This window comes from Ruegeria sp. B11, from assembly GCF_056539785.1.
Map to the genome: position 1 here is coordinate 431,300 of NZ_JBQFVO010000002.1, position 13,468 is coordinate 444,767.

The following is a 13,468-nucleotide window of genomic DNA, read 5'->3' on the forward strand; positions in this document are numbered from 1 at the left end:
TTTCTGCATGACCTACATTCACCTAAGCCCCGGCAGACAGAAAGAAAAGCAGGGCGCTAACATTCGGGTGTTGCAACTCGGACCATGATCTGGATGATGCTGGCCCATGATGGCCGATAAATTCGGTCAACCGTATGAAAATGCGGCCACAACAAAAACTGGGGAGACGACTTATGTCATTCAAAACTCTGATGCTTGCCGCCAGTGCAACGGCGATGATCGCGGCGGGCGCTTCGGCGGAGACGCTGCGATGGGCCCGTGCAGGTGATGCGCTGACGCTGGACCCGCATGCGCAAAACGAAGGCCCGACCTCGGCCATGGCGCACCAGATCATGGAAACGCTGGTCATGCGTGATCACTCAGGTGCACTGGTTCCATCGCTGGCGACCGAATGGGCACCATCGGAAGAAAATCCGAATGTCTGGGTGTTCAAACTGCGCGAGGGCGTTACCTTCCACGACGGAGCCGAGTTCGACAGCGAGGATGTCGTGTTTTCGCTGAACCGCGCAATGACGCCGGATTCGGATTACAAGGAACTGTTGGCCTCTGTGAAAGAGGTGCGTGCGCCCGACAAGTTCACGATCGAGATCGAAACTGACGGCCCGAACCCGATCATGCCCAACAATCTGACCAACATGTTCATGATGGACAAAGGTTGGGCCGAGGCAAACAACGCCGTCAAGGTTCAGGACTATGAGGGCGGCGAAGACACGTTTGCGGCCAAGAACGCCAATGGCACCGGTCCCTACAAGCTGGTCAGCCGCGAGCCCGACGTGAAAACCGTCCTGGCCGCCTATGACGGCTATTGGGGCAAGGATGAGTTCCCGCTGCAGGTGACCGAGATCATCTATACCCCGATCCAGAACGCCGCGACCCGTGTTGCCGCGCTGCTGTCGGGTGAGGTTGATTTCATTCAGGACGTGCCCGTACAGGACCTCGAGCGTGTAGCCGGAACCGATGGTCTGGACGTACGCACCGCGCCGCAGAACCGGGTGATTTTCTTTGGCATGAACATGGGCGATGCTGATCTGACCTCGGACAATGTGGATGGTAAGAACCCGCTGGCTGATGTCCGCGTTCGACAGGCGATGTCAAAGGCGATCAATCGTGATGCGATCAAACAGGTCGTGATGCGTGGTCAGTCTGCTCCTGCTGGCATGATCTCACCTCCATTTGTGAATGGTTGGGATGCAGATATGGATGCGTCCTCGTCAACCGATATCGAAGGGGCCAAGGCGTTGATGGCCGAAGCAGGCTATCCTGATGGATTCTCGCTGACCCTGAACTGCCCGAATGACCGCTACATCAATGATGAGGCGATCTGTCAGGCAGCGGTTGGAATGCTGGCCCAGATCGGCGTCACAGTTAACCTGGACGCCAAACCGAAAGCCCAGCACTTCCCGTTGATCAACAACCTAGAAACAGATTTCTACATGCTGGGCTGGGGTGTTCCGACTTATGACTCGGAGTACATCTTCAACTTCCTCGTCCATTCGAAGGGCGAAAAGTACGGCTCGTGGAATGGCACACGCTACTCCAACCCGGATCTGGATGCCAAAATCGTGGCCCTTGCCTCTGAAACTGATTTACCCGCACGTGATCAGCAGATCGGTGATATCTGGCAGGTTGTTCAGGATGAACAGCTCTATATCCCGATCCACCATCAGGTGTTGAACTGGGGCATGAAATCGGGCGTGGGCACCATCGTCGAGCCGGAAGATTCACCGAAGATCAAATACTTTGAGATGAACTAAACTATCCTCTGTGATGGTATGCAGGGCGCGGAAACGCGCCCTGTTCTTGTTTGCGCCGTCGGTAACGGACCTGTGATCTCGGTGCAGGAACGGCTTTACGTGGCAGCGAAAAAGCTGGATTGTTTCAGCGCTAACAGGGAGATTTCGCCATGATCCTCAGAAACAGTGCAATCGGCCTGACCATGTTGCTTGCAAGCGCCGCGCAGGCGGCCGAATTTAAGTGGGCCTCGACCACCGATCCGCAGACCATGGACCCTCACGCTGTCAACTCGGCCCCAGTTCTCGGGTTCCTGAACAACGTCTACGAAGGGCTGGTCCGCCGCGGTAAGGATATGAGCGTTGAGCCCGCGTTGGCTGTCAGTTGGGAGCCAATCGGCGACGGCGAAGGATGGCGGTTCAATCTGCGTCAGGGCGTGACCTTTCACGACGGAAGCAGCTTTGACGCGCAAGATGTGCTGTTCAGCTACCAACGCGCCTCGGGTGAGGCGGCGGACACGCGCAGTTGGTTCGCTCCTGTCAGTGACGTCATTGTAGTTGATGACTACACCGTTGATATCATGACCACAGCACCTAACCCGCTGTTTCCGTCATCGATTGCCAACTGGATGATCATGGATCAAGACTGGACTGAGGCCAACGACGCCGTGGTCCCCGACAAAGAAACCGGAAACTACGCCACCATCAACGCCAACGGCACCGGCGCGTTCAAGGTGACCGAGCGCGAGCCGGGTCTTAAGACCGTGTTGGAACCTTATGAAGGCTGGTGGGGGGATGTTGAACACAACATCACCCGTGCAGAATTTAATCCGATCCAAAATCCTGCCACGGCCGTAGCGGCGCTTCTATCGGGCGATGTGGACATGATCAACCCGGTCCCCATTCAGGACGTCGCACGGCTGCAGCAGAACGCAGAGGTCGATGTCATCCAGGGCATTGAAGCGCGTGTGATCATGCTGGGCTTCGACCACGAGGCTGACACGCTGAAATACACAGTCGATGCGGGCAAACCCAACCCGTTCCGTGACGCGCGCGTGCGGCAGGCAGTTGCGCAAGCGGTGAATGTCGACGCCATTCTGGCCACGATCATGCGCGGAAATGCCGAGCCCGCATCGCAGCTCGTCAGCCCAGCCATGAGCGGGTTCTCCGAAGCCAACGCCGGACGCCCCGCGTTTGATGTGGAAGCTGCCAAGTCCCTGCTGGCCGAGGCCGGATATGCAGATGGTTTCTCATTTGGCCTGAAATGCCCCAATGACCGCTATCTTAATGACGAGGCCGTCTGTCAGGCCGTCGTTGGTATGCTGGCTCAGATCGGGATCACCGCCGAGCTGGACGCGATGCCAGTGCGGAACTATTGGCCGGAACTGCGCGAAGATAATTACGACATGTACCTGCTGGGCTGGAGCCCCGGTACGTTCGACGCCGAGCATCCGGTCCGGTTCCTTGTCGCAACCCCGAACGAAGAGAAAAAGCTGGGTAGCTGGAACTTCGGCGGCTTCTCGAATGCACGTGTCGATGAGCTGTTGCCGATGATCCAGTCAGAACTGGATGAGGCCAAGCGTCAGGCGATGCTGGACGAGGTTACCCAAATCTATCAGGACGAACACGTTTATGTGCCGATGTATGTCCAGCCGTTGGTTTGGGGCACGCGCAGCAATGTCGAGGTCACGCAGCGTCCGGACAACTTCTTCCTGCTGCGTTGGGTGAATGTGAATTGATCGGCGGCAACGTCGCGTTGGGTTGACAGCACTCTCTTGACCATCTGGTCAAGGTCGGCCTAGAGAGACCGATCTACGAGGGAAACATATGTTCGCATATATCGTCAGACGGATGTTCCAGTCCGTCATAGTGCTGTTGGTCGTGGGGTTGGTCGCCTTTTCGATGTTCCGATTTGTTGGCGACCCGATCGACAACATGCTGGGGCAAGAGCGCACGCAGGCCGACATTGACCGCCTACGGACCGAACTTGGGTTGGACCAACCCTTTGTTGTGCAATACGCCAAGTTCCTGCAAGGCGCTGTTCAGGGCAATTTCGGTGTGTCTTATCGCCAGGGGCGACCGGTCTCGACCATCCTGGTGGAGCGCGCTCCGGCGACGTTGGAATTGGCCTTTGTGTCCGGCTTTCTTGCGATCACGATGGGCATTGCCCTCGGTGTCTTTACTGCAATCCGACGACAAGGGATCGCTGCCAATGTGATCATGACTGTTTCCTTGATCGGGGTTTCGCTGCCGACGTTCCTCATAGGTATCCTGCTGATCTATGTTTTCTCGGTTGAACTTGACCTACTGCCCAGTTTCGGGAGGGGCGAGACCGTTATGATTGGCAGTTGGTCCACCGGGTTTCTGACGACCTCGGGGCTCAAGGCGTTGATATTGCCTGCAATCACGCTGGGCCTCTATCAAATGACACTGATTATGCGGCTTGTCCGGTCCGAGATGCTGGAGGTTCTGCGCGCCGACTATGTCCGCTTTGCCCGCGCCCGAGGGCTGTCGGACCGGGTGATCAATTTCCGCCACGCGCTGAAGAACACTCTTGTGCCGGTGATCACCATCACGGGCCTGCAGCTGGGGTCGATCATCGCTTTTGCCATCATCACCGAAACGGTGTTCCAATGGCCGGGCGTGGGACTGCTGTTCATCAACGCGATCCAGTTCGTGGATATCCCCGTTATGGCTGCCTATCTGATGCTGATCTCAGTGATGTTCGTGACAATCAACCTGATTGTCGACCTTCTGTACTATGCCATTGACCCGCGCCTGCGTGTCGACGCGAGGGCCACATGACCGAAACGATGGAAACCCCGAAAGTCGCGCCTAAATCGCGCACGGCCAAGTTCTGGGATAGCGATTTCGCTTGGTCGTTCCGGCACTCTCCCGTAGCCATGATCGCATCTTTGGTCGTGGTCATTCTGGTGCTGGCGGCGATCTTTGCCCCGCTGATCGCGCCATATAACCCGTTCGATCCAGCAACACTGAACCTGATGAACGGGTTCACACCACCAGGTACGCCCAATGCGTTCACGCAAGAGACCTTTTTACTAGGCACAGATGACCAAGGGCGCGATGTGTTCTCGACCATCCTCTACGGGTTGCGCATTTCATTGTTCGTAGGTGCCTCTGCTGTGCTTCTTGCCTTGATCATCGGCGTGATCCTCGGTCTGATCGCTGCGTATTTCGGAGGTTGGATCGAGACGCTGATCATGCGTATCGCAGACGTGCAGCTGACGTTCCCGGCCATTCTGGTCGCGATGCTAATCTTTGGGATCGCCAAAGGGATCACTCCGCCGGAATACCGCGATGAGATGGCAATCTATGTTCTCATCATCGCAATTGCGTTGTCGGACTGGGTGCAGTTCGCACGCGTCGTCCGTGGTGCTGCTCTGGTTGAGAAAAACAAGGAATATGTACAAGCCGCGCGCCTGATCGGGCGTGGATCGTTCCCGATCATGTTCCGTCACATCCTACCCAATGTCCTTAGCCCGGTTCTGGTCATCGCCACCATCTCGCTGGCGCTGGCGATAATTGCCGAAGCCACATTGAGTTTTCTGGGTGTGGGCGCTCCCCCGACCCAGCCGTCGCTGGGAACACTAATCCGGATCGGGCAAGGCTTCTTGTTCTCGGGCGAATGGTGGATTTTGTTCTTCCCGGCATGCACGCTTCTGGCCCTCGCCCTGTCGGTCAACTTGTTGGGCGACTGGCTGCGCGACGCGCTGAACCCAAAACTGCGGTGATTTCATGAGCCTTCTGACCATCCAAGACCTCACCGTCGAATTCCCGACCCGCCGCCAGCTATTTACCGCAGTGGACCACGCCAGCCTTTCTGTAGAACCCGGCGAAATCCACGGGCTTGTGGGCGAATCCGGGGCAGGTAAATCCACCATCGGCGCTGCCGTGATGGGCCTTCTGGAACGCCCAGGTCGCATTGCCAGCGGCCAGATTAAGCTGGGCGGCGATAAGATCAGCGGCATCGATGCCGAGGCGATGCGCGGGCTGCGCGGCAAGAAGATCTCGATGATCTTTCAAGACCCGCTTACGTCGCTGAACCCGCTATTTACAGTGCGCGAACAACTGGTCGAGACGATCCAGGCCCATCTGGGTGGATCCGAGGCCGAAGCAAGCATGCGCGCCCGTGATTTGATCGACCGCGTTGGCATCCCAGACCCGGATACTCGGCTGGATCAGTACCCGCACCAGTTCTCGGGCGGCATGCGGCAACGCGTGGTGATTGCTCTGGCACTTTGCACCGAACCGGATGTGATCATCGCCGATGAACCCACGACAGCTTTGGATGTTTCGGTTCAGGCCCAGATTCTGGACCTTATCAAGGAACTGGCACAAGAGCGTCAGGTGGGTGTCATCCTGATCACCCATGATATGGGCGTGATCGCCGATACAACTGACCGCGTGACCGTGATGTATGCGGGCAAGGTGGTTGAAAGCGGCACCACGGCACAGGTGATGGGCCAGCCGCAACACGAATACACCAAGTCCCTGATCGCCGCCGTACCACGCCCGACGCTGAAACTGCATCGCTTCCCTCAGATCAGCTATGGCGGGCGTGAAACGCGTTTCGCGATCGAGGATATGGCACGCCACTGGCCCAAGGTGAATAACGACGCCAGCAAACCGATCTTTGAAATCCGCGACCTGACCAAGAAATTCCTGCAAAAGCGTGGATTACTGCCTTGGGATCGTACCTACTTCACCGCTGTCGACAACGTCAGCTTTGACATTCGCGCGGGCGAAGTCTTTGGGGTTGTCGGCGAGTCCGGATCGGGCAAGTCCACCGTCGCGCGTATGATCGCAGGGCTTTATCCAGTGGACGGTGGCACCATCACCTTTGACGGGCAACTGGTTAGCGATCTAAGCAATCGTGCGGTGCAGGAAGAGTACCGCAAGAACATCCAGATGATCTTTCAGGACCCCTACTCGTCTCTCAATCCGCGTATGCGGGTGGATGATATTGTGGCTGAGCCGATCCGCCATCACCGCCTGATGGAAGGTGCCGACGTCAAGCGCCGCGTGGACGAATTGCTGGATCAAGTGGGTTTGGGGTCAGAGGCCGGGCTGAAATATCCGCATGAGTTCTCGGGCGGTCAGCGCCAGCGTATTTCGATTGCCCGCGCATTGGCGACACAACCCCGGTTCCTGATCTGCGATGAGCCCACAAGCGCGCTCGACGTTTCAATCCAGGCGCAGATTTTGAACATCCTGAAAGACCTGCAAGAGCATCTGGGCCTGACCATGCTGTTCATCAGCCACGACCTACCTGTGGTGCGCCAGATGTGTGACCGAGTTGCGGTCATGAAACAGGGACAAATCGTCGAGGTTCAGGACACCAGCGATCTGTTTGCCAGTCCGAAAACCGAATACGCGCAAGAACTGTTACGGTTGATGCCGAAACTCGATGACCTGTCGACTGACGGGCTTGGGGTCGAAGCAGGATAGGGCCGCGACACCCGTTGCAGGCGCTCCGTGACTAGAGGCCTTGTTCGAATGCCCGGAACTCGGCAGCGATAGCCGCAGCTGCTATCGCCAGCAGACGCTCGCCATCCTGAGGATTGGCCAAAGCTGAATGCGATCCAACGCGGCCATCCGGGAAGTCCGCGCGATGCTCGTCAGGTGGACCATGGCGATCCCCTGCGTGATCCCGGATGTATTCGGCGCTGAGTTTCTGGGGCGGCTCAGCGGCCTGATTGGCAGGCAATGGTCCAAGCAAAGACTGGGTTATGGCAATCTCCGAGGGGGTGGCGTGCATCCCTTCCCAATCTCCATAGAGCTGCTGTCGCAGAACATTCACTGCGTTCGGCTCCCACCAGCTACGGATCAGCAATTGACCATCGGCAATTTCGCTTTCGATCTGCCGAAGAGGCGCCAGATTGGCCCCGTGCCCATTCACTATGAACACTCCAACGAAACCTTGCTCCAAGAGCCCCCGGATCACCTCATCTGCGATGGTGCGAAAGGTTTCGGCTGAAATAGACACCGTTCCGGGAAATCCCGCGTTGAAAGGCGCTGGCGTGTAGGCCAGCGCCGGAGCGACGATACCCTCGCATTGCATGGCGGCAGCGAGCGCGACAGCCTCGGCGCAAATCGTGTCGGTGCCAATGCGACCCATCGGGCCGTGCTGCTCGGTCGATCCAACCGGCAGCAACACGGCCGCACCAGCATTGATACGAGTGTCAACCTCGTACCATGTCATGTGCTCAAGTTTCATGACTTTGAAAACTCTCGCAGGCGCTCCAGTTACTAGGGCCTCTGATCAGAGACCCCAGCGTTCCCGGTTTTCGTCAAAGAAGCCTTGGGCTTTTTTCACTTCAATCCAGTTGTTCACATAGTTGATCCAGACCTGATCGCTTTGCGGCAACAGCATCGCGATGGGAGAAGGAGAACGTGGACCGGCATTCTTGACGCGGACGACCGGGAACTTTGCTTCAAGGGTCGATCCCTCGATATTCGAGGTTATGAACACATCTGCACGACCGGCCAAGACCTCCTGAAAACCACGTGCAGGAGCTTCGACCACTTTGATATCCGCATCGGGGAACCATTCGCGCACGCGCTTTTCAAAGGTGGTGCCCAGGGTAGTAGCAACCTTCACGTCTGGCTTGTTGATCGAGTCGTAGCCATCAAATTTGTCGACCTTTTCCTTGGTTGTGTAGGGAAACAACTCAACCGCGATGTAACTGTCGGAAAACCCTGCAACTTTCATGCGCGGAGGTGAGATCGAAGCCGAACCGGTGATGTGGTACTTCCCCGCTACCACACCATTGACCAATGTTTTCCAGTCGGTGGGCACATATTCGACCTCAACACCCAGATCAGCGGCCAGCGCGTTCATGATGTCGATATCATAGCCTTTATAGCTGTTAGTCGCCGGATCGCGCAGTGACATCGGGTTCCAGTCACCGGTTGTCCCCACTTTCAGCACGCCGTCATCCAAAATCTCATTCAGAGCCGACTGAGCTTGCGCAGCGCCGCTGATCACAAGACCGAGCGCAGCCGCAGCCGCGACTTTAACAAAACGTTTCATGTGGTTCTCCCGTTGGTGGCGTTAGTCTTTTCATCACGACATTGCTTCTTGATTTAAGCGTAAAGAAAAAGATAACCTCAAGCAACTAATTAACTCATAGTAATCACAAGTGGGCCAGCAGATGCCAAACGCAGCGATCGAGCTTGTCGACGTAGACAAGTGGTTTGGCACATTTCACGTGCTCAAGAACATCAACCTGACAGTAAACAGTGGTGAAAAGGTTGTGATCTGCGGCCCATCCGGATCGGGTAAATCAACGGTCGTAAGATGCATCAATCAGCTTGAGAAACATCAAAAGGGCACCATCCGCATCGATGGGGTCGAACTGAACGATGATGCCAAATCTGCAGCCACCATCCGGTCAGAAGTTGGCATGGTGTTCCAGCAATTCAATCTGTTCCCGCATCTAACAGTGCTGGAAAACCTGACCCTTGGCCCCATCAAGGCCCGCGGGTTGAGCCGAAAAGAAGCCGAGGACAAAGCGCGCCACTACCTCGAACGTGTTCATATACCCGATCAGGCCGACAAGCGCCCGATACAGCTTTCGGGTGGACAGCAGCAGCGAGTGGCAATTGCCCGTTCGCTTTGCATGGAGCCCCGGGTCCTTTTGTTCGACGAACCCACCTCGGCGCTCGACCCTGAGATGATCTCCGAGGTGCTCGACGTGATGGTCGAACTTGCCGAGGAAGGCATGACCATGGTTGTGGTGACCCATGAGATGGGATTTGCCCGAAAAGTGGCCGACAACATGGTGTTCATGGATGCAGGCGAGATTGTCGAACAAGGTAAGCCCGAGCATTTCTTCACCAATCCAAAGTCTGAGCGGTGTCAGAAATTCCTGAGCCAAATTCTGCAGCATTGAGTTGGGTCCGATGAAAAAAACACTTCTCTTCCTTCCCCTTTTCTTGCTGATCACGGGCTGTTCGTCCTCACAGACCTGGGGTTGGTACGTCATTGACCCAACCACGGCTTCAGGCTGGACCAATGTAAAATTCCTGATTTCGGGCATGGGTGCGACCATTCAGATTTCGCTGATTGCGGCGATTTTGTCGATTGTCATCGGGCTGCTGGTCGCCCTGCCCGGTTTATCGGAAAAGCGCGGCTGGCGGCTGTTAAACCGCATATATGTCGAGTTCGTTCGCTCGATCCCTCTGTTGCCTATGCTGTTTTGGGTGTTCTACGGATTGCCGATTGTCTTTCAGTCGATGGGTATGGACATCCCAATCGATCCCTTCTGGGGCGCAATTATCACCCTTGCGATATCGGACAGCGCCTTTACCGCCGAGATCTACCGTGCCGGTATACAATCTATCGCCAAAGGGCAAAGCGAGGCGGCGCAGACGATTGGCCTGAACTATTTTCAGACCATGCGCTATGTGATCCTGCCGCAAGCGATCCGGCGCATTCTGCCACCGCTGGCCAACCAGTTCATCTACATCGTGAAGATGAGCGCATTCGCCAGCGTCATCGGCATGCAAGAACTGACACGCCGTGCGAATGAGCTGGTAGTGACGGAATACCGCCCGCTTGAGATCTATACCTTGTTGATCTTCGAGTATCTGGTGCTGGTACTGATCATCAGCGCCGGTGTGCGTTGGCTCGAGCGCCGGATGGGCGCAGATGAGCGCGGATAAGGAGCATAAGATGGACTGGAAAGACTTCATGGCCGAGACCGAGGCCAATATTGGTGCAATCTCGAAAGAAGTGCCCGAAACCGTGCGTGGTTTCGGCATCATGGGTAAGGCGGCCAAAACAGATGGTGCGCTGAGTGAAAAAACAAAGGAATTCATTGCGTTGGGGATTGCCATCGCGACGCGCTGCGACAGTTGCATCGGCTTCCATATCCGCTCATTGGTGCGGCTGGGTGCGACCCGCGAAGAGCTGTGCGAAGCGCTGGCAATGGCCACCTATATGGGCGGCGGCCCGTCTTACGCCTACAGCGCCAAGGCGTTGAAGGCGTTTGATGTGTTTTCAGAGTAATAGACCGGTACGCGGTCCGATTTCATTGGATGGTTCTTGCCATGGCAGTCACCGAAATCCGTAATGAAGGGATGCGAATTGGTGGCGAGATCATCATTACCGCTGAGACCATCCCGGTTCACTACCCCTATACCAATGAGGTCGTGGGCCATGTGCCCGCTGGGCAGGCTGAACACGCGCGCCGCGCCTTCGAAATTGCGGCCCACTACAAGCCCGAACTGACTCGCTATGAACGCAGCCAAATCCTGCAACGGGCTGGAGAGCTGATTGGTGAACGTCGCGATTACCTCGCCAAATGGCTGGTGCTTGAGCTTGGCATCTGCCATCAACACGCGATCTACGAGACCAAGCGCGCGCAGGATGTCTTTCAATTTGCGGCGGCCGAGGCACTGAAGGATGATGGCGAAATCTTTGCGTGCGATCTGACCCAAAATGGTAAAGCCCGCAAGATTTTCACGATGCGCGAGCCTGTGACCGCAATCAGCGCGATCACTCCATTCAACCATCCACTCAACATGGTCAGCCACAAGGTTGCTCCGTCGATCGCCACCAATAACTGCATGGTCTGCAAACCGACCGAGTTGACGCCTCTGACCTGCCTGACGCTGGCCGATATCCTTTATGAGGCAGGCCTGCCGCCTGAGATGTTTCAGGTGGTCACTGGCTGGCCACAGGACATTGGGAATGAGATGATCACCAATGAAAACATCGACATCATAACCTTCACCGGTAGTGTTCGCGTGGGCAAGATGATCGCAGAGAAGGCGGTTTACAAACGTCAGGCGCTGGAGTTGGGAGGTAATGATCCACTGATTGTTCTGAATGACCTCAACGATGCCGATCTAGACAGGGCAGCAACGATCGCCGTAGCCGGGGCCACCGGCAATTCGGGACAACGCTGCACTGCGATCAAGCGAATACTGGTGCAAGAGAGTGTCGCGGACACCTTTGTGCCTTTGGTGCTGGAGAAGGCCAAAAAGATCAGATTCGGAGATCCGCAGGATCCTGAGACCGAGCTGGGTTGTGTGATCCACGAGGATGCGGCCAAGCTTTTCGAAGATCGTGTTCACTTGGCCCAGAAAGAGGGAGCAGAAGTCCTTTACCATCCCGGACGTCAGGGCGCGCTGCTGCCGCCGATCGTGGTCGACGACGTTCCCCACGACTCTGCGTTAGTGATGGAGGAAACTTTCGGCCCCATTATTCCCATCATTCGCGTGCCCGACGACGATGACGAGGTCATGCGCATCTCGAACTCTACTGTGTACGGCCTGTCGTCGGGGGTATGTACCAATGACCTGAACCGCGCAATTGCCTACATCAATGGGCTGAGCGTGGGCACCTGCAATATCTGGGAACAACCCGGATACCGTATCGAAATGTCCCCCTTTGGCGGCATCAAGGATTCGGGCAATGGTGTCAAAGAAGGGGTCATCGAGGCCATCAGGTTCTTTACGAATGTCAAAACCTACTCGCTTCCTTGGCCCGGTTGAAGGCTTGTTGAAGATTGCAATGCACACCACCAGTGATGCATGCTCGCTCAGCCAAGAAATGACCGCTTGAGCCCTTCGGCTCTTGGCGTCATATGTGCCTTCGAACGCACGCGCGATGCCCCGAAACAAGGAAATACCTCATGCAAAAGGTTCTGATCACAGGTACTGCCGGATTTATCGGGTTCCATCTTGCCAAACTTTTGCTTGAGAACGGTTGCCGGGTTCATGGCTTTGACGGGATGACTGATTATTACGATGTCCGCCTCAAACAGAGCCGACATGCGCTGTTGCTGGAGAACCCAAATTTTTCGTGCGATGAAGGGATGCTGGAAGATACCGCCAAGTTCGACCAGATCGCTGATGCTTTTGAACCGGACGTGATCATCCATCTCGCAGCGCAAGCTGGCGTCCGATATAGCCTGGAAAACCCGCGCGCCTATGTCGAAAGCAATGTTGTCGGGACGTTCAACGTTATGGAAGCTGCGCGGCGGCACAAAGTGCGGCATCTGCTGATGGCTTCGACTTCGTCGATCTACGGGGCAAATCCTGACATGCCCTTCGACGAGTGCGAAAAAGCAGATCATCAACTCACTATGTACGCAGCCACCAAAAAGGCAAATGAAGCGATGGGACACTCCTATGCCCATCTTTGGAATATTCCGACAACAATGTTCCGCTTCTTCACAGTCTACGGTCCTTGGGGGCGCCCGGACCTTGCGTTCTTCAAATTCACGGACGCGATCCTCAACGACCGCCCGATAGACATCTACAACCACGGCGACATGTATCGTGATTTCACCTATGTGGATGACCTGGTGCGCGCAATCTCTCTGCTGATCGACGTTGTGCCTGTTCGCCCCAAAGCCCCCGAAGACATCGCCGAAGGTGACAGCCTGAGCCCGGTCGCTCCCTATCGCATAGTGAACATTGGAAATTCAGACAAAGTGCGTTTGTTGGATTTCATCGACGCCATCGAAGAAAGCCTCGGCAAACCCGCGATCCGAAACTATATGGAGATGCAGTTGGGCGATGTGCCTGCAACTTGGGCCAATGCCGATCTGCTGCATCGCCTGACCGGTTATCGCCCAAAAACCGAAATCAGGGACGGCATACAGGCCTTCGTGGACTGGTATCGCGCATATTACGGTAAATAGAACCTGCGAACCTGCCTAAACCTGAATTCGCCGGCCCCAGCACCGATTAAACCGTCAGCG

Annotated in this window: 12 protein-coding genes; 10 read left to right on the forward strand and 2 right to left on the reverse strand. The window is 56.1% G+C overall.

Annotated elements, in window-relative coordinates:
• Positions 1–173: 173 nt before the first annotated feature.
• From ACR0I1_RS09725 to ACR0I1_RS09745, 5 genes are all read left to right on the forward strand, one after another.
• Positions 174–1,754, forward strand: coding sequence for an ABC transporter substrate-binding protein (locus ACR0I1_RS09725; RefSeq protein ID WP_170393897.1), 1,581 nt, complete (start codon positions 174–176; stop codon positions 1,752–1,754).
• Between the two features lie 149 nt (positions 1,755–1,903).
• Positions 1,904–3,469, forward strand: coding sequence for an ABC transporter substrate-binding protein (locus ACR0I1_RS09730; protein ID WP_170562058.1), 1,566 nt, complete (start codon positions 1,904–1,906; stop codon positions 3,467–3,469).
• Between the two features lie 88 nt (positions 3,470–3,557).
• A complete protein-coding gene (locus tag ACR0I1_RS09735) occupies positions 3,558–4,535 on the forward strand; it encodes an ABC transporter permease (protein WP_170393893.1) in 978 nt (325 codons plus the stop codon).
• The gene (locus ACR0I1_RS09740) at positions 4,532–5,482 is read left to right on the forward strand and encodes an ABC transporter permease (RefSeq protein WP_170393891.1); all 951 of its coding nucleotides are present in this window, start codon (positions 4,532–4,534) and stop codon (positions 5,480–5,482) included. Before ACR0I1_RS09735 ends, ACR0I1_RS09740 begins: the two co-directional genes overlap by 4 nt.
• 4 nt (positions 5,483–5,486) lie before the next feature.
• Positions 5,487–7,199 carry an ABC transporter ATP-binding protein gene (locus ACR0I1_RS09745; RefSeq protein ID WP_480706156.1) on the forward strand — a complete coding sequence of 571 codons (1,713 nt, stop codon included), beginning with the start codon at positions 5,487–5,489 and terminating at the stop codon, positions 7,197–7,199.
• A 31-nt stretch (positions 7,200–7,230) separates the two neighbouring features.
• Here the strand turns inward: ACR0I1_RS09745 and ACR0I1_RS09750 are convergent, their stop codons facing one another.
• Together ACR0I1_RS09750 and ACR0I1_RS09755 are read right to left on the reverse strand one after the other, a co-directional pair.
• Positions 7,231–7,968, reverse strand: coding sequence for a creatininase family protein (locus ACR0I1_RS09750; protein WP_480706158.1), 738 nt, complete (start codon positions 7,966–7,968; stop codon positions 7,231–7,233).
• Between the two features lie 45 nt (positions 7,969–8,013).
• Positions 8,014–8,784 carry a transporter substrate-binding domain-containing protein gene (locus ACR0I1_RS09755; RefSeq protein ID WP_480706159.1) on the reverse strand — a complete coding sequence of 257 codons (771 nt, stop codon included), beginning with the start codon at positions 8,782–8,784 and terminating at the stop codon, positions 8,014–8,016.
• A gap of 121 nt (positions 8,785–8,905) precedes the next feature.
• On the opposite strand from ACR0I1_RS09755, the gene ACR0I1_RS09760 reads away from it, so the two are divergent.
• From ACR0I1_RS09760 to ACR0I1_RS09780, 5 genes are all read left to right on the forward strand, one after another.
• Complete coding sequence (locus ACR0I1_RS09760; RefSeq protein WP_170407352.1) at positions 8,906–9,646, forward strand: amino acid ABC transporter ATP-binding protein; 741 nt, start codon at positions 8,906–8,908, stop codon at positions 9,644–9,646.
• 10 nt (positions 9,647–9,656) lie between these two features.
• Positions 9,657–10,418, forward strand: coding sequence for an amino acid ABC transporter permease (locus ACR0I1_RS09765; protein ID WP_480706161.1), 762 nt, complete (start codon positions 9,657–9,659; stop codon positions 10,416–10,418).
• Positions 10,419–10,428: 10 nt separating this feature from the next.
• Positions 10,429–10,764, forward strand: coding sequence for a carboxymuconolactone decarboxylase family protein (locus ACR0I1_RS09770; RefSeq protein ID WP_480706163.1), 336 nt, complete (start codon positions 10,429–10,431; stop codon positions 10,762–10,764).
• A gap of 41 nt (positions 10,765–10,805) precedes the next feature.
• A complete protein-coding gene (gene phnY / locus ACR0I1_RS09775; RefSeq protein ID WP_480706165.1) occupies positions 10,806–12,254 on the forward strand; it encodes a phosphonoacetaldehyde dehydrogenase in 1,449 nt (482 codons plus the stop codon).
• Positions 12,255–12,394: 140 nt separating this feature from the next.
• A complete protein-coding gene (locus ACR0I1_RS09780; protein WP_170393875.1) occupies positions 12,395–13,408 on the forward strand; it encodes an NAD-dependent epimerase/dehydratase family protein in 1,014 nt (337 codons plus the stop codon).
• The last annotated feature ends 60 nt before the right edge of the window (positions 13,409–13,468 follow it).

What these genes read in the sequence shown, in the direction of transcription:
- ACR0I1_RS09735 (WP_170393893.1), top strand. Translation starts at nt 3,558, where the DNA reads ATGTTCGCATATATCGTCAGACGGATGTTCCAGTCCGTCATAGTGCTG.
- ACR0I1_RS09760 (WP_170407352.1), top strand. Translation starts at nt 8,906, where the DNA reads ATGCCAAACGCAGCGATCGAGCTTGTCGACGTAGACAAGTGGTTTGGC.
- ACR0I1_RS09725 (WP_170393897.1), top strand. Translation starts at nt 174, where the DNA reads ATGTCATTCAAAACTCTGATGCTTGCCGCCAGTGCAACGGCGATGATC.
- phnY (WP_480706165.1), top strand. Translation starts at nt 10,806, where the DNA reads ATGGCAGTCACCGAAATCCGTAATGAAGGGATGCGAATTGGTGGCGAG.
- ACR0I1_RS09755 (WP_480706159.1), bottom strand. Translation starts at nt 8,784, where the DNA reads ATGAAACGTTTTGTTAAAGTCGCGGCTGCGGCTGCGCTCGGTCTTGTG.
- ACR0I1_RS09730 (WP_170562058.1), top strand. Translation starts at nt 1,904, where the DNA reads ATGATCCTCAGAAACAGTGCAATCGGCCTGACCATGTTGCTTGCAAGC.
- ACR0I1_RS09770 (WP_480706163.1), top strand. Translation starts at nt 10,429, where the DNA reads ATGGACTGGAAAGACTTCATGGCCGAGACCGAGGCCAATATTGGTGCA.
- ACR0I1_RS09745 (WP_480706156.1), top strand. Translation starts at nt 5,487, where the DNA reads ATGAGCCTTCTGACCATCCAAGACCTCACCGTCGAATTCCCGACCCGC.
- ACR0I1_RS09750 (WP_480706158.1), bottom strand. Translation starts at nt 7,968, where the DNA reads ATGAAACTTGAGCACATGACATGGTACGAGGTTGACACTCGTATCAAT.
- ACR0I1_RS09740 (WP_170393891.1), top strand. Translation starts at nt 4,532, where the DNA reads ATGACCGAAACGATGGAAACCCCGAAAGTCGCGCCTAAATCGCGCACG.
- ACR0I1_RS09765 (WP_480706161.1), top strand. Translation starts at nt 9,657, where the DNA reads ATGAAAAAAACACTTCTCTTCCTTCCCCTTTTCTTGCTGATCACGGGC.
- ACR0I1_RS09780 (WP_170393875.1), top strand. Translation starts at nt 12,395, where the DNA reads ATGCAAAAGGTTCTGATCACAGGTACTGCCGGATTTATCGGGTTCCAT.